This is a genomic window from Pedobacter steynii, from assembly GCF_001721645.1.
In the GTDB taxonomy this organism is placed as follows: Bacteria; Bacteroidota; Bacteroidia; order Sphingobacteriales; family Sphingobacteriaceae; genus Pedobacter; species Pedobacter steynii_A.
Genome location: NZ_CP017141.1, coordinates 4,748,083 through 4,770,113, shown reverse-complemented (window position 1 = coordinate 4,770,113; position 22,031 = coordinate 4,748,083). Strand labels below are relative to the sequence as shown.

The following is a 22,031-nucleotide window of genomic DNA, read 5'->3' as shown; positions in this document are numbered from 1 at the left end:
ACCATCAAAGCATCAGATCTTATGAAATACTTGTTTTTTTTACTCTTTCTCTACACGGGCATTCAAAAATTGACAGCCCAGGATAAAATTGAAGCGCAGCTATACTCCACATCGTTAAAGGATTCCGTTAAATATACCCTGTATTTCCCCGAAGATTGGGAAGGCTGGGATGACGCCAGTAAACACCCCGTTCTTTACGCAATAAATTACGGGGTAATTACAGGGGATTACCTTCAGGCACAGGTTAGTTATTTCAGAAAGCGCAGATTGACGATGCCCAATAGCCTCATTGTAGTGATTGACGCAAGTATGAAACGTATGGGGTATAGCTATGAAACCGGTAATCTATCCGCCGAAGGCCTTCATTTTGTTGATTTTTTAAAAAAGGAACTCATTCCCTCTATAGAAAAAACGCACAATACTTCTACCTTCCGAACTTATATCGGACATTCATTTTCTGCAAGTTTTGGCAACTATCTTTTCTTAAATGAACCAGAGCTTTTTAAAGGTTATATCATGCTGGCTGCTGAAAAAATAGCGGAAGAAAAGCCACCGTTTCATCTTTCAAACTATGCAAAAGATTACTATAACCATCAGCCTACTTTCTATTACGCCGCGGTTGGTCAGTTTGACCTTCAACGCAGGCGGAATTATGCAAAGGAAATTCAAAAAGAAACCGGATCCCTGGACACCAGCAAATTCTTTTTCCGGTACGATAGCTTGTCTCTGGCCGACCACGGTAATATCCTGACTTTAGCCATCCAATTCGCGCTGGAACATACTTATCAATTTTATACCCCCTACTCTGCTAAAGACGAAAAAGATGTGGTAAAAGACTTGCAAGCCATCCATGCCCGTATCGATGATATTTACGGTATCGAACCAGAAAAAAACTTCACATTTTATAATCCTTTTGCTCAGGAAGCCATAAAAAACAATGATAAAGCGGGCCTTGTGGAAGTATTGAAATACTTTGAAAGCAACCGACTGAAGGGCTGGAATTTAATGCAATTTGGCCAATATTGTCTTCGGTTACAATTAAAAGAAAAAGCAAAATACTATCTCGGGCTGGCGATTGAAAAGATCAGACACGAAGAAATGAACAGCAATCTGGGACCTGAAAATTTATTAAGCTGTTATAGTGATCTTGCTTTTGGCGTTTATGAAAAAGAACCGGAAAAAGGCTGGGACTATTTGTTAAAAGGGCTGACATTATATCAAACCAACAACAAGTATTTGCTTAAAGACGGTAAAGTTTATTTTGACCTGGGTAAGTTTTCTGCAATCAACAATTATCATGTTAAAGAAGGTTTACAATATTTATTAACCTACGTATCTGATCACGCAGACACTTCCAACCTTCCGTCTTACCAAAGCAGAATCTCTAACGATGTGGCATATTATTATATAGCAAAAAATTACCTGCAGTTAAAGCAACCCAAAAAGGCCAAACCATATTTAATTAAAGCCTTAGCATTAAACAAGGAAAATAAAGCTGCCGATCAATTACTCAAACAAATACAGTAATATCAATAGGAAATATAAATAACTGGCCTTCTACATGTAGCGTTTAATCAGAGTTTTACGTTTGTGAAGAAAACCAAACAACCATGAGAAAATTTAATACTATAGCATTCCTTGCACTGGCTGCAACACTCGTTTTTTCTTGTTCTAAACCTGTAGATTCTGACTGCCCGAAAGACCGTTTTTGCACGACTGAGTTTCGTATGATTGGCATCGGTTTTACAGATAAGCAGGGGGCACCTACAGCAATACAAGATCAGAGTGTGATCCTGGTTAGAACCGGCGATACGATTAAATCAATGTCAAATGCGGTTGTAAACACGATACCGGGCGCATTCATTGTTGTCGACGACAGTTATACGGAAAAGCTTATGGAAGCAGGAGACGATATAAAAGTTACGGCAACCTCCGTGGCAACAAAGCAAACGAAATCAACAGTGATAAAGGTAAGTGGAGGCAGGTGTGCATGCCATATTAGGAAAGTATCAGGGGCTGAAAAGGTTGCATTTGACTAACTGGAGACCTATTATCTTTTAATCCGTCTTTCTTTTTTAAGACGGATTATCACCTCCTTATCCCCCCTCCCCAATACAATTAACTTCTTCCGTCATTAAATCTAATTCTCAGTAATTAAAATAATCCATACCTATCCCAGGACTCTAATACCGAACTCAATCTGTTAGAATCTTCGACCAAATTAACATCCAAAGGACTTATTAATTCCTCTAATAAATCAACCTACATCAACTTGGTTTTCCTGGCAAATTATCCAACTTAGCTTTCAACGCAAGGTATTCCGTTTGGAGATTCCTAAAGGCTTTAGTCTCCACAACTACCCCTCCGTTATGCTCAATATTCTGCCAATAAGCCACCGACACCTGATCAAACCGGGCTTTCAACTCCACATATTTCCTCTTTTGCCGCTGTTCTTCCGGCGTATCTGCTTCCCCGTTCAGGTTTCCAAAATAGACACTATCAGAGATTTCCTTTCCGTCGGCAGATTTAAAACACATATAAACCTCTATCGGATCATCCTTAAATTCTCCGGTTAAGGGAATGCTGTGTTTTCCTGTTTCTCTTTTGGACGCATTTAAAAAGCTGATCCCTTCCTGAGTACCTGGAAAATATACTAAAACCATGGCGATATCATCTCCATGATGCCAGGAATCAGGCATTTCAGGATTCCAGCTCAACTCCAGCCCTGTTTCTGTTTTAATCAGTTTAGTGTCTTTAGGAGCAGATAATTCCCCTTTACTCAGCAATACTTTGCTGTAATCCATCCTGAGGTTAGGATACTCGCCTTTTAGGGCAAATTTCTTATTGTAAGAAGTAGCCAGGTTATGCTGGTTTTTAACCGTTCCGCGGGCTTCCAGTTCAAAGCCTGAATTGATAAACCTCAAGACACTCTGATGATTTAAAAAGCGCATCGTTACTGCCATACTCTGGCAATTCACCAATTGCGCAGGACTCGATTTAGTCCTTCTTCCCACTAAACGTGTTACAGGCTGCCCATTTAACATGTAGTGTACCAGTTTTCCAATTTTTCCATTTGGATGGCCATATGGGCCGTACTTAGATATTGCCATAATGATAGGATTAATAATTTTAATCTTAAGATACGACTATTTTTTTATTAAAATACCTACAGATGCTATTGTATTTTTGATATGTTTGGGGATCCCTGCTCATGCATCCTTATTCCATGTAGCCTGGCTAACGAATTTATTCCGCTTAAATTTAGCCTACAATAGGCTACAGGCCGGATAAGGCCCTATCAACCCCTAATGGATACCCAAAGAACACCAGAGCACAGGTAACCACATTCAGGGCGCATTAGCCACGAACCAGATTAACACAAACACTACAAACACACCAAAAACCAATAAGTTTATTAACCTTTAAATAATATTGAAATAATAATTATATTTAAAACATTCACCACACTTTAAAAAACCTGGCCCAATAAGTAATTATCACCATTAAACCGACCATTATGAGGTTCAACTACTTCCTGAATTACCTGAAAGAGAATTTCAGCACCAATGGTTTAGATGAAGTGTTATTAAAATCTCATGTCCAGGGATTCCAGTTCAACAAAAAAACCGAGCTTCTGCATCCAGGCGAAATCTGTAAATATTTTTATTTTATTGAAGAAGGGATGGTCAGGACTTACGAAATCAGGGACAATAAGGAAGATACCCTGAACTATTACAGATCAGGCCATTTTTTCTCTTCTTTCCGCAGCTTTTTACACCAGGTCCCCTGTGCAGAAGGAATAATTTGCGAAAATGAGGTTAGGGGTGTAAAAATCAGCTATAACGAACTGCTCTCTCTGAGGCGAAGTAATCCATATTTCAACCAGCTCAGCATTCAGATCTACGAAAAACTGGTTATTGAGCTTTATGACGAATTAAATGCTTATCGAAAAAGCACCGCTGATGAAAGGTACGATCTGATCAATTCGAGCCATCCAAAAATCAGTACCATCTCTTTACAGAAGAATATTGCCTCCTTTCTGGGGGTAACCAACTCGCATTACAGCGCCATTAAACACAAAGCTTTAAAGCAACATTTACCTCCAAAATCCGGGTTATAATTCTTCATTTATAAAGATTATCTAAACTTTTCTGACCCTCCTCTATCCCTAACTTAGGTTTAAGCAAAACCATATATGACAACGCTTCTCTATAGAACCCGGCTTCATGAGCTGCTGTGCCTCATTCGCAATGAACGATTAAAAAGTTTGTCGCAAGGTGCAAAAGTACTGCATTGCAGTAAAGCAACCGTTAAGCGGATGATAGCAGCCTTGCGGAATCAACATCATGATATTGTTTACGATAAAAGGTTAAAACGGTACCTGGAAAATAACCGGGAAGAAGATTAAGAAATTAAGGTGATGAAAAAATATATAGATTCAAACACATTATTAGCAGGATTGACTTCAATTCTCATCCTGTTATGGATATACACAGCATTCAGTAAAATAATTGACTATGACGAATTTAAAGGTCAACTGACCAATCAGGTTTTCAGTAAGGGTTTTACTAAAGTTTTAGCTTTTGTACTTCCAGCTATTGAAATCCTTACTGGAGTTTTACTGCTTTTTCGTAAAAGCTGCTTAGCCGGGTTTGTATTATCAGCCTTGTTAATGGGGATTTTCACTGCATACATTGCTTTAGTTCTATCTGGCTATTATAACTATACTCCTTGTTCCTGTGGTGGTGTATTAAAAAGCTTAAGCTGGAAATCACAGCTATATTTTAACTGTGTCTTTTTATTCATTGCGCTACTCGGAAGCTATCTGCAAATCAAATCTCTAAGGAAAAGAAAGGAGGACACATCAATTCAATAAAACAAAGGGATTGATCATCAGTACAAGTATTGGTCATCTTGCCGAAAACCCGAAATACAGTAGGCGATTTAATTCATCTGCTCCGATTATAAGGGCAGCATTCTAATCGTTAAAACAAACCTTTTTGTGTGTTTTTCCAATGCGAAACAACGCTCCATGTTATGAAAAATAAAAATAGATTTTTACCATTTCTGGCTTTAATGTTGGGAATAGGATTAGCTTTTAGCCAGTTTGCTTTTAAAGCTAAAGACAATGGACTTTCTAAAACCATGTTGATTTATGGTTATGATGAAGGTAATCCAAGTAATCCCTGGGTTTTGGACGGGACACCGGGGTACGAGTGTGTAGTAAGTTTTCAAGATTGTAAATACTATTTTTCAACTCCGCCAACTCCTACTACTCCAAGGTCAGCAGGAATTCCTGTAGATGATTCTGAGTTTGGTAGTTACCAAAAAGTAATACAATAACGTTTGTCTAAATACGGTCCGGCAAGCAACCGGACTGTATTTATTTATTTTCTCAAAATGATTAAGGATTTTGAGGCATCTCCGGACCAGTGATTTCATTATCAGGAAGCGGAAACACATACCTGTTATCATCTGGCAAAAGTTGATAAGTTACCCCATTAATCTCTCGTCTTAATGTGACTGCAAATCGGGAGTCTTTATTCAATCTTCTCAGGTCTGACCAACGCAATCCCCTCGCTACCAATTCTTTTTTTCGCTCAATTAAAATTAATTTAAGACATTCCTCTGAGTCCTCTGCTTTCAATGGAAGGAAACTTTCTCTTTCCCATCGATTTTTCAATAGGGTATTAAGCGACTCCAGTGCTCCATCTACATCATTTTTTCTGGCCAAACATTCTGCTTTGTTTAAGTAAAGTTCATTCGTTGCTAATCCTCCAAACAAACTTGATGTCATAGTTCCACTGTAATTCCCCCTAAAAGTATATACATCATTCCCACGGTCTCTAAAAAAGATCAACTTTCTTAGATCTTTATCAGCGTAGGATTGGTATAGATCCAAATCTAAAGCCGCAGCCGGGGAAACCGCCGGAAAACTATAGAGCGGAAGTTTTCTATAAAAGATCACCTCATGATTTCCATTTGGAAGCGGTGATGGGAAGACATTTCCTACAGCGTTTTTATTAAGTTCATTGTAGTCCAACAATTTATTATTCATCTTCAAAGCCTCATTTGCATACACCAATGCCTGATTATAATTCCCCATAGATAAATATACTCTGGATAATAATGCAAATGCAGCACACTTTGTAGGCCGATTTTTGTTCAAGGTTGTTTCAGGTAGTAAATAGGCAGCCTGTTTTAGATCATTTAAAATCTGGTCATAAGTTCCCTGTACTGTTCCCCTTTTTGATTTCACTTTCACATCAGAAATTAAGCGGATTGGGATTCCAGGATCATTCCTTGCGGTTTCAGGATCATAAGGTTTAGCAAAACTTCCTGCAAGTTCATAGAATGCCAATGCCCTATAAAACCAGGCAGTTGCCTTGAGCCTATTAAAATCAGGGCTTTCTTTAGAAGGATCATTCATTTGCTTCAGTCCTTCCAACACCACATTTGCGCTAAACACTTGCTGATACGCTTTATACCATTCTACCACTATTGGCATTCCTGCAAAAGCATTTTTCTTCCATAAATAAGCATTTTGCTCCAGTACAGTCAGTCTCAAAAAGGCAGCATCACTTATCGAGAAATCTCCGCAACTGATTTCATTAATCCCTGGTGAATCTCCAAAAACCGGTGCATCCAGAATCATCTGAAAATCGGCTAAGGTAGAAGGAACAAGCAAGGCCTGATCCGGCTTTTTATCTAAAAAACTCTTCTCACAAGAGAACAGAGCGATCCCACAAATCAGGAGATATATAATTTCGTACTTTTTCATCTTTCTATTTTTCAGGCAGTTCATTAAAATCCAAGTTTAAAACCAGCAGAAAGCATCAATGGCGAAGGCCCGCTTTGATAATCAGGATCAAGTCCGGATTTGTTTGCTTTCCATATTAACCCCAGGTTATTTGCATAGGCATAGATTTGCATCTGGGTAAACGGAAGTCCTTTACTCTTTATCTCCGGAAAATTATATGACAGGTGTACATCCTGCAAGCGAATATGATCTCCCCGCTCCACCAATGCAGCCGAACGCACATAAAGCCGGTCTCTGTTTGGGTTTACTATACCGGGAAGAGATGGAACTGAGGTATGACTTTCATCACCAGGCTGTTGCCACCTCTTATAAAAATCTCCATGTACCCCCGCTTCTCCCCTTAAATACCCGTCAAACCAAACTGAATTTCTTCGAAAGTAATATCCCAGACGATAAGCAACATTGAAATTCAGGCTAAAGCCTTTATAGCTCAATGTTTGCTGTAAAGCACCAAACACAACGGGCTTCGCCGATCCGTGATAGATCAGGCTTTCGGGAGTTGAGGTCTGAATGATCTTGTTATAATCTTTACTTAATACCCCATCCAAATAGCCCTGAGGATCTCCTGTTACAGGATCTAAACCGCCCCAGGCATAACTATAAAGGGCAGATAAAGGCTTTCCTTCTAAAGGTATAGAGTTAGAGAATCCAGCATCCAGATAAGCATTTGCAGTAGCTTTTATTCCATATTTCGTTACCCTATCTGTAACATAACTCCCCAACAAACTGATATTCCATTTCAGGGATTCATTCAACACCCTGCTATTCAACACCACATCTATACCTTGTCCGGCAGTATTGGCTGTATTCCCTTTGAAACTGTTGATTCCAGTAGAACCCGGCATCATTGCGCTGCCAATAAGATCCAATCCCTGTTTTCTGTAGTAATCAATACTTCCGCTAAACACATTATTTTTACTACTAAAGTCTAAACCGAAATTCAGCATTCTTACCCGTTCCCACCTTAGCTCAGGATTTGGAGGATTTATAATTGTAGCATAAGGAAGGCCGTTATCAGTGCCCGCCCCATTGTTGTACCTTGCAGTGGTAAGTGCAGAAAGCGTTTTGTCTATATTTCCACTATACCCAAAAGTTGCGCGGAGTTTCATCTCAGGCATCCAGTTCAGATGATAAAACTTCTCCCTGCTGATGTTCCAACTGGTCCCTATTGAATACAAAGGCACCCCTTTTTGATTGGTGTTGACCCCAAACAAATTACTCTTGTCTATCCGGGCACTAAAGGACAGCATGTATCTCGACAAATAGCTATAACTTCCGTTAAGAAAATAAGAAATGTTTCGATCGGTTAGCCTCTTTCTGAGGTCATTAACCGGAACCCTGGTCTTCGGTCCTTCCGGATGATAGTAGTTGCTAAACGTATTAACATAATCCACATACTTGCTCGTTTCGTGCGCTTCATCATAGCCATACAATCTGGAATCTGCACTAACGGAGCGCAACTCCCGGATCTCATAACCTGCCAGTGCGTTGAGTTGATGCCGCGAATTCCAATCTTTGTTAAAATTCAGCTGTGCCCTCAATAAATTGCTGTTTATGTTACTATTAGAAAGATCCAGAATCCCTCCCAATGGAATAACTCTGTTCAGTGTACCATCAGGAGAATCCTGAGTAAACCTATTAATCAGGTTTCGGGCAAAATAAGTATCCGGTCCGTAATGATTTCTATCCTCTCCTCTGATATTTCGATATTGATACTGAACCTCTCCGTTTAGCTCCTTAAAAAATTTGTACTTAAGAGCGGTATTAAACTGATAGTTTACACTACTGATATTACGATCAGCCATTTTAATCTCCCATAATGGACGGTAATACCAATCCAACAGACCTTTATCACGGGCCTGATCAATAAAACTGCTTCGATAATCATAAGGAAAGGGAATTTCATTCCCCTGTTGATCTATCAGTTGAGCATAAGGATATATAATTCCCGTTCCGATTTTAATCGTGCTTTCACCTGTATTTTTCTGAGTGGTACCACTTTTGATAAAATATAATCCTGTGCTCAGCTCCAGTTTTTTATTCAGAAAACTATAGGTACTGTTTCCATTAATGCTAATCCTATCGTTGGAATTGCCAACCAGGCTGGCCAGGCTTTTATCATAACCTACCGAAAGAAAATACCTGTTGTTCTCTGTACCGCCATTCATACTCAAAGCATATTGCTCGTTGATACTCTTCCGATACAGGTATTTCTCTACATCATTTCTAAAATCGTATTTCTTATAAGATTCGATTGCCGCATCGGCTTTGTCTTTGTCTACCTTTCCATCCCGTTTGGCAATTAATAATTCCACTACCGGGCTAAAAGGAACATGAGTCAATGAACTCTCATCACTCTTATAAAAATCCTGAGAGAACAACACCTTTTCCCGATCTATAAAATCTGCACTGGATAATTTCGGAACATAAAAAAGATCCGGTTTTTCAGTTATACTGAGGTTTGAATTAAAGGAGAACTGCGGCTTCTGATTATATTTTCCTGTTTTAGTTGTAATGACAATCACCCCGTTTCCTGCCCTTGTGCCCCATATAGAGGCCGCAGCAGCATCTTTCAAAACGGTAATTGTTTCTACATCATTTGGATTGATCTGATCCAAATCACCCTCATATGGGAAATTGTTCAGTACAACCAATGGCTGATCATTGGCAAAAAGGGTACTCCTGCCCCGGATGCTAATGCTCTTTTTTTCCAGGCTGATGTTCTTGTTCACGATTAATCCGGATGTGATATCCGCCAGGCGGCTCATGATATCAGGACTTACCCTTTTATTTAAAGCTTCGTTAGCAAGCTGAACATAAGAACCAGTAGCGCGCTCTTTTGGCAGCCGCTGGTATCCTGTACTTACTATGGTCACATCTTTCAGATTCTGCGATTCTGGCTTCAGTAAAATGAGTAAATCGTTCTGACCGGGAATTTTAACATTTACTCTTTTAGTGAAATAACCAATGTACCTCACTTCCAACTGGGTGCTTCCATTCTCCAGACTGATGCTAAAATCGCCATTTTCATTACTCAGCACCATTTTCTGGTCTTTCAAATTTATAATGGTTGCTCTTTTTAGCGGAGTTTCCTCCTCTCCGGCAACTACTTTTCCTTTTACAATTTGCTGGGCATAACCTGCAAAAACCAGGCATTGAAATACCAGCAAAAGGTATCCATACTTTTTCATTCGTTCTTATTTTGGTATCCGAATTATTGTTTATCTCTGATGACAAGCATTGGTAGTTCCACTTCTTTCTCCACCCATTGCAGGTTATATTTCTTTAGGCCCTGGTTCATCGATTCCACATTCCTCAGATCAGCCTCAACATCCATATCCAGCCTATCCAGATACCCGGTATGGTCTAAGAAAGGAATCTTGGAGAATCTCTGGTACTCGATTTGGATCCGGTCTATAAAGGCCCCCATAAAGCTGTTTTTTATGTGAAACCCTTTGGAGCTGAAACGTTCTTCTGGTTGCTCGGTTCTGTGTTTAGTTTTCAAAAGGTCTGCGCCAGGTAACAGTACCAAAACCATACATTTTACTTTCCTTTTTTCTACAGATCCCCGATATTGTGGAAAGATGCGTCTTAAATCTTCTTGTAGAATGGGATAGAAATTATCCTTTAGAGATTTAGGCACCTGTAACTGATAGCAATAGCCGTTACCAGGGGTTTTAAGCCAATCTGAATAGCGGATCTCCTCCGATGGATAAATCTTCTCAGGCTCCTTCACTTCCAGTAATACCCTATTATCCGGAAAGAAGGTAGGATACCCATCACTAAACGCTAACTTGAAAAACCAGATGGCAGGACAGTTGGATAAAGTAAGCCTGTTACCGAAAGCACTATCTGGTGGCGCCAGATTTCTGGAAGATTTCATTCCTTCGATATAACCACTCAATGTGGAGTGATAAATAAGCTGGCTGCCATCACCTCCGTTCCCGTTTACCAAAAGGGGCTTATTTTTATCATACTTCATCCTCATGTCCTTCTTTTCGCGAAGCAATACCTCTCCTTCTGAGCTGAGCATCTTTTCAATATTGGCAGCAGTTACATCTATCATATCGGTAACTGCCCGTACCTTTCCATCCTTGCCTATCCAGACAAAATGCGGAAGATAGATATGAGGGAAGAATTTGCTCAACGACTTATCTCCTGTCACCTGAGGAATCATGGATGGCTTACCCTTATGCAACCTCTTCAGAAACGGAATCACTGTTTCTTTAGGCTCATAGCTAACCGACAGAAACTGTACTTTTCCATCAAATTGCTTTTGAAGCTTTTCCATCTCAGGAATTGCATTGACACATGAACCACACCAGGTAGCCCAAAAATCTAGGATGAGCAGCTTCCCCTGGAAATCAGCGATACTGGCCGTTTTTGTTTTGTAATTGTGAATCTCTTCAAATTTGACGTTAGGGATGTATTGCCCTATTTGAATCCCTTTTGCTGTAATATCTACAGCCTTGTCCTGGGATAGTGCTTTAAAAAAAAGGCAAAGCGTAGCCATTGCGATAGTTAGAATCGTTTTTTGCATGTTAGTAACGGAATTAATAAATAGCTTTAAAAAGAGTTAAAATGGCAATGAGAAAGACTAATCATTATAATGAATTCATTTAACGACATTTGCTTAAATACTCAAAAAGATTAAATACACTACATCATATTTTACATAAAATCATAAAATTAACCCTATACAACCATTAATTTCTCATTAATTACTAATCTATACAAAAAACTTAGTTATAACTAAGAAATGATATTGTTTTTTTATTCTTTATTGCAACCATGGCAGGAAAAAAATCAAAATTTGAATTGAAAATCGTTGAAAACGTAAAGATTATTCGGAAAAGCCTTTCGAAACCCCAAACCTACATCGGCATGATACTCGATGTTTCAGACGGCTATATTGGGCAAATAGAAAGTGAAAAATGGCCTGCAATGTATACGCTTGACCAATTGAATAAAATCGCTCTTGATTTTAATTGTAGTCCAAAGGATTTTATGCCAATAGAAGGGGTTGTTGAAGGTGATAGTATCGAAAATTAAAAATCCGAAGAGTAGTTACAACTACAGACTTCGGATCTGAATACTTATTGTGGTTATATAAAGTCGATATACCGCCCTATTAATACCTTTGTATATCGTTAATAGAATTGGGTATTAAAAGTTCTTCATTTATGTAATGGCTATATAAATCATCATCGGAAGTGGATACAAACCAGGCATCAAAAGAACCTCCAATAATTCCAAGCTCAGGAACATAAATAAACCGATCTATCCCCCTTGAGTAGTTTGGTCCATCTATAGTAGGCCAATCTGTAAATTGCCAAAATTTATATGCATCATAACCAAATAGGTTGAGATTTTCTGAATGAAATAACAAAGGTTTTTCTAGTGGGCGACGAAGGCCTGTATTTCCAGTACCTGATAAATATAATGTATTTGGAGAGTTTTCTTTATATGCAGCTTTATACTTACTTTCAAACTCTTTTGTCGACAAAACCGGAGATTTGATATTAATGTAGCCATTCTTCATTAGGTTTGGGAAAACCAAAAGTTGTTCTATAATGCTAAAATATTCTGTTACGCAGTTTTCCGCTACAAAAAACCTATTGTTTTTTTTGATAACTAACCTGATATCCTGTCTTTTAATATATAATGAATTATAACCGCCGGACTTATCAAATTCCTTGAACCCCTCTTCAACCATTTGTTTTAGCGAAGGGAAATTAACAACATTCTGGCTGATACGTTCTATATCGACTTCAGTCCAATTTTGTTTTGATTTAGCAGGAAGTATTGAGAATAAAACTAATTTATTTTCATATTTAAGATTGTAAAGCTCAATTTCACTGTCTTTTTTATACAATTTAGAAGTATTTAGTTTTGTGCTTACAACTTTGTAATCAGAACTATTTGTTTCAAATATAAAATACTTGTCAGCTCGTTGGCTTATTTTATTGATTAATTTTGAAGACTTTAATTCATTCACATTACCAGCAACGGCTGTTGCAATGAAACCCACGAAGAATAGGATTAAGAGGCTTGTTTTTTTCATTTTAAGGACATTTGGTACCTGTGGAAGTTTTATTTCTCGTATCTCGTTCATTGGTATTTAATGTTGACGCAGCTGGATCCAAATGCAGAATCCCTGCAGCAGCCATTGCTTCTGCAGTGGCTTTATTGAGGTTACTATTATAACTTAGTAAAGCCGAGGTTAGACCGTTCAGATAATTGATAGCCATTACCGAATGTTTGTCCACAAAAATAGCCTTAGTCACATCAATTCCAGCTGCACCATTTATATATGCAGGATTAACATCCGGATATGTCGTGGAATATTGATCGCCTAATCTAAACTTTTCAACGGCTATGAAGGAATGTAGTGCTTCATGGTACATTGTCGCTAAGATATACTCTTTAGTTGCATATTTCAGTACATCCTCATTAATGCGAATTGTTGTAGATATTGTAAAACCATCTTTAACATTAAATCCGTTCTTCATTTCAATAGACGTTACTGTTTGATCACCATCTGTTTTTGAGCCTGCAGGAAAAGCATGTGGAACAAATTTCATATTAAAATCGCAGCTCCCATTAAAGGTAGCATTTATCTTGGCAGCAATATCATTGTTCAATAGAGGTAACTGAGTCAGTAATGCCTGAGCGCATGGGTATCCCTGAAGACTATCAATAATATCTTTTGTTGGCGGAGTAGAACCAGTTCCACCACCGGTTGGGTTTGGTGGTGTATATTCTCCATCAGCACCGCCTCCGCCTCCATAGGTACAATTATTAATATATTCCCTACCTATCACATATTGCTGGCAGTTCATGTATCCATCAGCGCCCGCACATGCCATACCATAAATAATTCGGTATTCTGGTGTACAATAAGCAGCTTCGTATCTGGCAATTTTTCCGCCGTTTGACTTATTGATACGATCTTCTTCTGATCTGATCCGCATTGTTGCTTTATATTCTCTTTCATTGCTTACAGAAAATCTCTGCAGAGTTGCGCCATCACGGAAGGCCCATCCGTTAGCCATTGTTCCATCAGGATTAAAATATATAATGTTTCCTGTTAAGTTTCCAGGTTCTTTATAGCGAACGGATTTTATATTGTTCTGGATCCCCGTATTTAGTATTGACATATAACAACCATTTACAATTGATCCGCTTTTTATGTTTTCAAAAATTAAAAACCGGGTTTCACTTCTTGATAAATATTCCTCAGCTTTATTCTTATCAGTGCTTTCATAACCGATGAATATTTTCTGTGGGTTATTCATGCTAATCTCATAAACAATCTGCCCGTTTACTTCAGTTACCCGAACCTGATCCCAGATTGGACTTAAGGTACTAAAAGGATTCTTTTTATCAGGATTAATATTTGAATTGTACCATCTTTGAATTCTTTGTTGATCTTGTAGTTTTAAATTCCTTGAGGTACTATCTTTCTTACAGGAATATAAAAAAATTAAAAATGCCATGATGGTTAGGAGAACCCTTAATGGAATTTTGAGAACGCGAGATGTAATCATAGGATGATTTCTTAATTAATATTAATAATAGTACAATAAAAAAATGAAACAAACACCACAAATGATATTTATTATTCAAATGAGTCATCAATTATTGTTTAATGAAAAAAACCAGGAAATACATCCTCATAACACGATCTAATTACATATAAATAAAATATTATGATACATCTATCGAAATTCAAACCAGATTATTACTTGATAAGCCACCAGATTTCTTATCCTTTAATCTATGTCCTAAGAGAGTCTTTCTGCACTAACTAACTTATACAACTTCAAGTTATTAAAAGAGCCCGTACTACTTCTAATTAGACCTTCACAACTTTGATTAAACTCTCGTCAGAATGATATTGCGAGCAAGATAATTTATGAACTCCAACTTTTAGCTCTTGGGCACTTCGTTCAATTTCAAAATTACTTTTGCAATATTATAAATTAAAATTATCCCTTCGATTGACATCATATAATCCAATTTAGTTGACAGATCAAAATTTGTTACATAAATTGGTAACGATTAGGTTTTAACTAAGGTTAACTAAGATAAATTAAACGGACTCTCATGCACAAAGCAGATAAAACTATTAATAATTTAACTGAGCTTTTAGAGCTCTTAAAAGAGGACTCGAAGGATATAAAAACACCAATATGGTTTAGGGGTCATGCTAATATAGGTTATAAGCTTATTCCAGGATTATTTAGATATAGCAAAGCCCCAGTCGAAACAAATCTAATTGAAAAATTTAAGCAAAATGCCACGATGCTTTTAAACAATAACCATATCCGTGAAATAGATTGGTTATTTATCATGCAACATAATGGGGTTCCCACAAGATTATTAGATTGGTCTGAAAGCCCTTTAGTTGCACTCTATTTTGCATGTTCCAGCGATAAGAAGAAAGATGGTGCGTTAAACATGCTTTTGCCTATTGAGTTAAATAAAAAAGCATCAATTAAACAAAACTATATTGTTTCTATTAACGATACTGCAATTGAACAAAGGTATTCACCTGAAGCCTATAAAAGTGAAACAACTTCAGAGATGTTCCCTGTAGCTATTATTTGTCCTCGAAATAGTGCGAGAATCCAGGCACAAGCTGGAACATTTACGATTTTTCATAGAGACAAGACTCCAATTGAAATGATCGATGGTGGAAAGCACGTTTGGAGGTATAAAATTCCCGCCTCATCTAAAGATAGTATTCTCAAAGAGTTGGATTTGTTCGGCATAGATGAATTTAGATTATTCCCAGAATTACCGAGTTTAGGGTCAATATTAAAAAGAAACATATAATGGCATATATAAAAACGTACGATAAGAATAATAGAAATATATTAAGGATTAATTTTGAAAGAAAGTTAATTCAGCTCGCACCGGACTACCAAAGAAATGGAGATATATGGACATTAGAAAAACGACAACTCCTAATTGACTCAATTCTAAATGATTATGATATTCCCAAAATATACTTTCACGTTCTTGATAAAAGAAGTCCTAATTATCACGGTCAGGAATATGCGGTGATAGATGGCAGGCAACGTTTGGAAACCATATGGATGTTTCTAGATGGCAAGTTCAAACTCGCAGAAGACTTCAAATTCTTCAAAGACTCTAACGTCAAGGTAGCCAATTTCACCTATGCAGACTTAGCTAAAGACGAGCCAGAGTTAAAAGGTTTATTTGATTCATTTGATTTACCTATTGTATGTGTAGAAACGGATGATCTGGATTTAATTGATGATATGTTCTTAAGATTAAATGAGGCGGTTCCGTTGAATGCGGCTGAGAAGCGAAATGCAATAAGAGGGCCTATGGTACAAAGTATCAATAATATATGTAAGAATGACTTTCTAATTAAAAAAGTTAAATTCTCAAACACTCGGTATCAACATAAAGAAGTTGCTTGTAGACTTTTGTATTTAACCTGGACATTAACAAACGAAAAAAAGATTTATGATACCAAAAAAGTTTATTTGGATGAATTTGTAAGAGCCTTTAAACAAAATAAGGTTATGAAGTCTAAGCCAATTGAAAGTGCGGTTGTGTCTGTTCTTGATAAAATGAACACAATTTTTCATGACAATGATAATTTATTAAGATCTCAAGGCATCATTCCTATATATTATCTGGCATTTAAAGACGCTATTAGTAACTCTATTACCATCAACAGGAAAGATTTAGTGGAGTTTAGAGACGAAATCCAAAAAAATAAAAGCATAGCTGAGACAGATATCTCTAAAGCTAATTATGATCTAATAGAGTTTGACAGATTATCTCTTCAGGGCACGAATGATGCAGGTTCAATTAGAGAACGCTTACGAATATTAAAGGAGTACCTGAAGATACCTATAATTTAAAGCTTAATTACTTGCTAATTGTTTACGAATTTCAATTGTATTTTTTTCAGAGCGAGCATGGTATTATGGCTGCAACGAATGTTTCGTAACTAAGGAATTGATTCTATTTGGAGGTGTGAGAAAGTCTCAAATAATCATAGTATGGATGGAAGAACGAATTACCTAAATTCGCCTATTTAAAAGCAGTAATTACTTTTCTTTCTCTAAATAACGAATCCCTGGTCTTCTTTTTTTTAAGCTGCAAAAAAGAGAGCCAGGGAATTAAGGTACTATATCAGAAAGACTTTTACACTATTACCCCATTGAGGAGTATACCGACAGATCCTGAAGATTACAAAACTAAGCTGAACGTTTTCATCAGAGCAGGCAGCCTTGAAATCACAGACTTAGTCATTAAAAAATGGACAACGCCAGTCCATAACTGGGGATTGGTATTATCACAACTTGATCTTAAATTTGGTGATAGAGTCATGCAGGAGCTTAAGAGTCCTCTAAGGAGCATTAATTTAAAATGACATAATTCAGTTTACAACCCCAAAACATTCCCAAATAAGCCATCCTCAAGTCACATGTTTTTTCATTTAGCAACCACGGCAATATCCTTACCTTTAGATATATGTTCAAGAGTTTCATCAAAGTTATAAGGGGTAATCCCCGAGCGAAAAAAATATGCACCGAATTTACCCAATATCTCATTCGTAAGTTCGTCACTTAATGTAATTTGCCTTTTAAATAAACTCGACAAATCATCCTTTTTTAGTATGGAATATTTAGATAATAAAACCTTTCCTCCAATAAAAGATGCTGAAGGGGGTAGATAACGATCATATCCAGATATTTCAGGTTTATCAGTTAAAGCATGTGAAACTTTTTCTTTTCTAGTAGGGAAATTTTCAACATCAATTTCACAAACAAGTAGCTCCTCAGATTTTTTTGAAGCAACATTGCATCTTGGAGTAATAATAAGTAGATGTTTGTTACTATTATTTTCTTTAAATATGTCTCCAGTCCAAAATTCATATGGGCTGATTCTTTGCAAATAGTGCTCACAGGGATGGAGAAACTCCTGTTCAACAATACCTTCAGCATTTACGTCTGGAGCTAAAAGGCCGGATAAAAGCGACCTTACCGCTATTCTTTTAAATACTTTTTCAACACGAGAGACTCCCCCATCGGCAGCCACCGTTATGATATCATTTATAATATTTTCAATCTGACTATTATCATTAAACTGCTTAACGAAAGATAAATTAAGATCTTTATGAAGTTCTTTTTCTAATATTCCACCAGGACAAAAGACATTGATAAAACCAGAATTCAAAAATAATTTGATCTTATCAAATACTACAGCGATACCTAATTCTTTATCAATTTTGAAAACAGTTCCAGAATCCGAAAATTGCTGATTTAATGACTGTAAATATCCACTATATATAAAGATCGGTATACTAAAATAATTAAAACTCATTCTTATTGAATCCAAAAATTCAGTACTCTTCTGATCAATATCATCATTAGATGGCTCCAAGCCAATTAGATCAAAAATCAGCGCCTTAATATCAGTCCTATGCTCTTCTATCTTCGCTCTAAACTCATCTACGTCTTTACATGTGACATATTCTAGCTCTATTCCATATTGCTCAAACAAATTCTTACAAGGGTTAAGTATGTTCTCGTAATCGTTATCAAGATGAATTATAACACCTCTATTCATTTTCTAATTTTTTTATAATAAAAGCTGGACCATTATCTCTATTTATCGCGCTTACCGCCCAGTTATTTCTACTTAACACACTTTGCGTAAAAGCTAAACCAAGTCCAGTTGCATTTTTCTCTTGTCTTGTTGTAACTCCATATGAAAAAATAAGATCAAGAATATCATCATTAATAAAAGGTCCAGAGTTACTCACAACTAAGCTATCTCCTTCTAACAAAAATCTTATCTCGCCGCCCCTACCTGCTTTTTTAATCCAATATACAGCATTATTAACAATATTTAAAAAAGATATCCAAAAAGCATACTCCAAATCTACAATTTCATAATCATCCAACTCCTTATCAAAAATTATTTCAATTTTATTATCAAATATGTCATTCTTAAAGAGATTTAAAACCTTAAAAAAAGTATCCCTAGGTTTAAATTTCTTTTTTCTAGTTCGACCGATAGCTGGTTGTAATGAGCTTCGGAGTTCCGCAATAATATCTGTAGAATGGTGTAGTGTATCAATATCATTCAAAAAGCTATCAGCTATTTCAGCATCTATTCTTTCTTTCTTAAAGTTCAATGATGATTTTGTATTTCTAAGCGCAGAGATAGGTTGTGCCATTTCATGATAAATTAACTCTACACTCCCCCCAAGAGATGCCAGTCTTTCAGCAAAAGAAAGCGAGTCTTCAAGATTATCCATTGAAGTAGTTACATCCTTCAAAAACTTCTCGGAATAATTTCTTATTTGAGAAATATTATTGGAATTTAAGACAGATCGAAATTCTTCAATATCAGGCCTAGTATGTCTACTAGATGGTACTCTACCAATTCCATGAAGTAGCCTATAGTTGTACCTTTTCCTACCAATGTTTTTAAACAAAACAGACATAGTGCTTTTCACTTGCATAAATGCTCTATTCTCTAAAAAACCTTCTCTATTTGTTTTTTCTTCAAGAATATCATTTTCAGGAGAATAAAAAAATACATAGCCAAGAATCTGATTTGTATTAACATTTTGTCCCGGATTTTGAACCCTTGCTTTAGACAAACCAATCCAATCCTCAACTTCCTCACCATAAGGTTTAACGCCAAATCCATTTTTTGATATTCTTAATCCTTGAAAATCTTTAAAAGCGGTTCTAAATTTCATGCCTGATTCAAATCCAGCTTCTAAAGCGAGTTTTTCTAGATTATCTTTTTCTCCTATATCATAAATACGTATATCAAAATAGTACTCACCCGTCTCATTTACCTGCTTTTTTTGATCTGAAAACATTTCTAAAGACAAATCCTTTCCATTAATGCTTTCATTTATAATTTCGGAGAATGGAATCTCTAAGGTTTCTTCATAACTATATTTAATTAGGCGTTTATAATCTAAAAATCCTTTTAAGTCTCCTTTGCTATTAACCTTTCCATATGCTCTAAAGTCATAAACGGATTGTACTGGTATTGGCTCAATTTCTTGCCAATCAACTTCATTTGCTCCTTGATTAGGTATAAGATTGATGCCGAATTCCACGGAGAACGCACTGTCTTTTGTTGAAATTAAATTCTCCTTATGAATAATTTCTTTATCAAGCAGTTCCGCTTGAATATCTGAATTGATCCTCAAAGGAGTAATTAAAGCAGATAATGATTTATAAAAACTAGTTCCTTTAATAGAAGGTTCATTGAAAATTTCAGTTTGATTAAAATCTTCTGCTATAATTTTCAAAACAGAACTATCAAGTCTTTCGATTACAATTAATGTTCCATTGTTGAAGTCATTTAGCGAAACCATATTTAGCACACGCAACAACGACTCGTTCTTGAAGCAGCTTCTTTCCGAATAATATTTCTCATCTTTAAAAAGCTTATCAAACACATCAATGCTGTCACCAGGAAAATAAACCTCAGATAATAATTTATCCCTTCTAAAGGATTCTCGATTAATCGTTATCCAGTTATATAAGTTTCTTTTTTCCTTCTTTGATATAACTGTAACGCTTTCACCCAATGCCATTGCAGCTAAACGTCCTATTCCTTTACTTCCTAGCAAATGTCTTTTAAAAGTCTTACTCTTAGCATTCGCTCTTCTTTTAGAACTAACTGATGGCTTTAACCAATCGCCAAAAAGAGTATTATCGTCCATTCCACTGCCATTATCAAAGACAAAAGCAAATGATTCCGTTGGATTTTTAGAATGATGAAAATATACTTTACAATTTAATGCATCAGCATCATATCCATTTTTTACAAGCTCATTTATGGCCGTACTTGGATGACCAATCAATTCCTCTCCCATTTGAATAATTGACATTGCACCAGGTTGAAATGAGTGTCTTTGGATGTTTAAGTTAATCGCCATCTAGTACTTTTTTAATTTTATTTGCTATAATTTCGGCCATTAAAGGCGGAACTGCATTTCCGATTTGCCTAAAAGCAGCTGATCTATTTTGAAATTCTTTTATTCCTTCAAAATAAAAATTATCAGGAAATGATTGTATCCGAGCTGCTTCTCTTATGGAAATTGATCGAAGCTGTTCCATGTTTGGATGAATAAAATGGTGTCCATCTTTAGCTATATGAGCTATCATAGTATGAGGTTTTTTACCTACAACTTTGAAACGATCTAAGAAATCATCAATATTATTTTGAGTTCTTTCTTCTAAAGGTATATCTGAATTTTTTAATCGTACCCCATTCTGCAATTTAGCTATCGCCAATTTATAAATATTCAGATCTCTCTCATTATGAGGTCTACTTATATGGAGAGTAGTAAAATCTGTCGCATCGCGAATGGATGTGTTTTTTAAATATTCATTTGTAGAAGTCTTATATGAACACCACCTACTCCCCTGTCCTGCTTGCAATGAAGGAAGGTCATCAAATATATCATCTCGGTCCCATTTATGATGTAAATTACCAAATTCGATTGGCGAAAAATCTAAACTATCTTTTCTACCGATTAATATTAAACGCTTTCTATCTTGAATCACACCAAAATCCCATGAATTCAATAACAGTTCGTCTATTCGATATCCAATCAATTTAAAATATTCTTTAATGGTTTTATAATGTCTACCATTATCAGAAGTTTTTAACCCAGGTACATTCTCGAAAACAAACATATTTGGTTTATACCGTAGTAAAAATTTCCCATATTCTATATATAACTGTTTTCGTACATCTTTCTTTTTGTGTTTCAAAGCACCTCTGCCCATTGTCGAATATGCCTGGCAAGGAGGTCCTCCAACTATAAGGTCAATTTTAAGATTCTCTTTTATACAGTCTATTTTTTTAAATATTGATTCGTTTGTTTCTGCCCCTATAGATTCATTAATAACAGAATTTAGCAGCATTTGGGGAATGAATGAATATAATTCCGCTCTTGTAATATCTCCTTTTAAATATTGGTTATAAATATCTATTTGGTTGTTCTCATTAAGATAATGATATGCTAATCTTGTTTTAAGAGTATAGCATGCGGCTTTATCTGCCTCTACATGCGCAATCGGATTAAATCCAACTTTTTTAAATCCTTCTGACAATCCCCCTGCACCTGCAAATAAGTCTATATAATTCACGTCTGTTCTTGTAAATCTGTGAATTTATA

18 protein-coding genes are annotated in these 22,031 nt (G+C 36.3%); 9 read left to right on the top strand and 9 right to left on the bottom strand.

The features are described 5' to 3' along the window. Positions 1-21: 21 nt before the first annotated feature. Positions 22-1,527, top strand: coding sequence for an alpha/beta hydrolase-fold protein (locus tag BFS30_RS19755; RefSeq protein WP_069380868.1), 1,506 nt, complete (start codon positions 22-24; stop codon positions 1,525-1,527). An 83-nt stretch (positions 1,528-1,610) separates the two neighbouring features. Further along, positions 1,611-2,039: a hypothetical protein gene (locus BFS30_RS19750; RefSeq protein WP_069380867.1), complete on the top strand. Its 429-nt coding sequence runs from the start codon at positions 1,611-1,613 to the stop codon at positions 2,037-2,039. Between the two features lie 228 nt (positions 2,040-2,267). Here BFS30_RS19750 and BFS30_RS19745 read toward each other — a convergent pair whose 3' ends face one another. Further along, positions 2,268-3,110, bottom strand: coding sequence for a DUF6266 family protein (locus BFS30_RS19745; protein ID WP_069380866.1), 843 nt, complete (start codon positions 3,108-3,110; stop codon positions 2,268-2,270). Between the two features lie 407 nt (positions 3,111-3,517). Here BFS30_RS19745 and BFS30_RS19740 point away from each other — a divergent pair, with 407 nt between their 5' ends. From BFS30_RS19740 to BFS30_RS19730, 4 genes are all read left to right on the top strand, one after another. Further along, complete coding sequence (locus BFS30_RS19740) at positions 3,518-4,120, top strand: Crp/Fnr family transcriptional regulator (RefSeq protein WP_069380865.1); 603 nt, start codon at positions 3,518-3,520, stop codon at positions 4,118-4,120. 75 nt (positions 4,121-4,195) lie between these two features. Continuing rightward, positions 4,196-4,408 (top strand): hypothetical protein, encoded by a 213-nt coding sequence (locus BFS30_RS27795; protein WP_157262974.1) that lies wholly within the window; start codon positions 4,196-4,198, stop codon positions 4,406-4,408. Positions 4,409-4,420: 12 nt separating this feature from the next. Then, a complete protein-coding gene (locus BFS30_RS19735) occupies positions 4,421-4,876 on the top strand; it encodes a MauE/DoxX family redox-associated membrane protein (protein WP_069380864.1) in 456 nt (151 codons plus the stop codon). Positions 4,877-5,037: 161 nt separating this feature from the next. Beyond that, on the top strand, positions 5,038-5,343 hold the full coding sequence (locus tag BFS30_RS19730; RefSeq protein WP_069380863.1) for a DUF6520 family protein: 306 nt from the start codon (positions 5,038-5,040) through the stop codon (positions 5,341-5,343). Between the two features lie 61 nt (positions 5,344-5,404). Here BFS30_RS19730 and BFS30_RS19725 read toward each other — a convergent pair whose 3' ends face one another. Genes BFS30_RS19725 through BFS30_RS19715 form a run of 3 tightly spaced genes read right to left on the bottom strand, consistent with a single transcriptional unit; the run spans position 5,405 to position 11,360 of the window. Next, on the bottom strand, positions 5,405-6,781 hold the full coding sequence (locus BFS30_RS19725; RefSeq protein ID WP_069382550.1) for a RagB/SusD family nutrient uptake outer membrane protein: 1,377 nt from the start codon (positions 6,779-6,781) through the stop codon (positions 5,405-5,407). Between the two features lie 23 nt (positions 6,782-6,804). Beyond that, on the bottom strand, positions 6,805-10,011 hold the full coding sequence (locus BFS30_RS19720; RefSeq protein WP_069380862.1) for a SusC/RagA family TonB-linked outer membrane protein: 3,207 nt from the start codon (positions 10,009-10,011) through the stop codon (positions 6,805-6,807). Between the two features lie 23 nt (positions 10,012-10,034). After that, a complete protein-coding gene (locus tag BFS30_RS19715) occupies positions 10,035-11,360 on the bottom strand; it encodes a TlpA family protein disulfide reductase (RefSeq protein WP_069380861.1) in 1,326 nt (441 codons plus the stop codon). A 251-nt stretch (positions 11,361-11,611) separates the two neighbouring features. On the opposite strand from BFS30_RS19715, the gene BFS30_RS19710 reads away from it, so the two are divergent. Then, positions 11,612-11,872, top strand: a complete 261-nt coding sequence (locus tag BFS30_RS19710) for a helix-turn-helix domain-containing protein (RefSeq protein WP_069380860.1) — start codon at positions 11,612-11,614, stop codon at positions 11,870-11,872. Between the two features lie 79 nt (positions 11,873-11,951). Here BFS30_RS19710 and BFS30_RS19705 read toward each other — a convergent pair whose 3' ends face one another. Both BFS30_RS19705 and BFS30_RS19700 read right to left on the bottom strand, forming a co-directional pair. After that, complete coding sequence (locus BFS30_RS19705; protein WP_157262972.1) at positions 11,952-12,884, bottom strand: hypothetical protein; 933 nt, start codon at positions 12,882-12,884, stop codon at positions 11,952-11,954. Between the two features lies 1 nt (position 12,885). Beyond that, positions 12,886-14,118, bottom strand: a complete 1,233-nt coding sequence (locus tag BFS30_RS19700) for a hypothetical protein (RefSeq protein WP_157262970.1) — start codon at positions 14,116-14,118, stop codon at positions 12,886-12,888. Between the two features lie 811 nt (positions 14,119-14,929). Here BFS30_RS19700 and BFS30_RS19695 point away from each other — a divergent pair. Together BFS30_RS19695 and BFS30_RS19690 are read left to right on the top strand one after the other, a co-directional pair. Further along, on the top strand, positions 14,930-15,661 hold the full coding sequence (locus BFS30_RS19695) for an FRG domain-containing protein (RefSeq protein ID WP_069380857.1): 732 nt from the start codon (positions 14,930-14,932) through the stop codon (positions 15,659-15,661). Then, positions 15,661-16,725: a DUF262 domain-containing protein gene (locus BFS30_RS19690; RefSeq protein WP_069380856.1), complete on the top strand. Its 1,065-nt coding sequence runs from the start codon at positions 15,661-15,663 to the stop codon at positions 16,723-16,725. Before BFS30_RS19695 ends, BFS30_RS19690 begins: the two co-directional genes overlap by 1 nt. 577 nt (positions 16,726-17,302) lie before the next feature. Here the strand turns inward: BFS30_RS19690 and BFS30_RS19680 are convergent. Genes BFS30_RS19680 through BFS30_RS19670 form a run of 3 tightly spaced genes read right to left on the bottom strand, consistent with a single transcriptional unit; the run spans position 17,303 to position 22,002 of the window. Continuing rightward, on the bottom strand, positions 17,303-18,439 hold the full coding sequence (locus tag BFS30_RS19680) for a hypothetical protein (RefSeq protein WP_069380854.1): 1,137 nt from the start codon (positions 18,437-18,439) through the stop codon (positions 17,303-17,305). Then, a complete protein-coding gene (locus tag BFS30_RS19675; protein WP_069380853.1) occupies positions 18,432-20,783 on the bottom strand; it encodes a sensor histidine kinase in 2,352 nt (783 codons plus the stop codon). The genes BFS30_RS19680 and BFS30_RS19675 overlap by 8 nt, the downstream gene beginning before the upstream one ends. Next, a complete protein-coding gene (locus BFS30_RS19670; RefSeq protein WP_069380852.1) occupies positions 20,773-22,002 on the bottom strand; it encodes a DNA cytosine methyltransferase in 1,230 nt (409 codons plus the stop codon). The genes BFS30_RS19675 and BFS30_RS19670 overlap by 11 nt, the downstream gene beginning before the upstream one ends. Positions 22,003-22,031 lie beyond the last annotated feature (29 nt).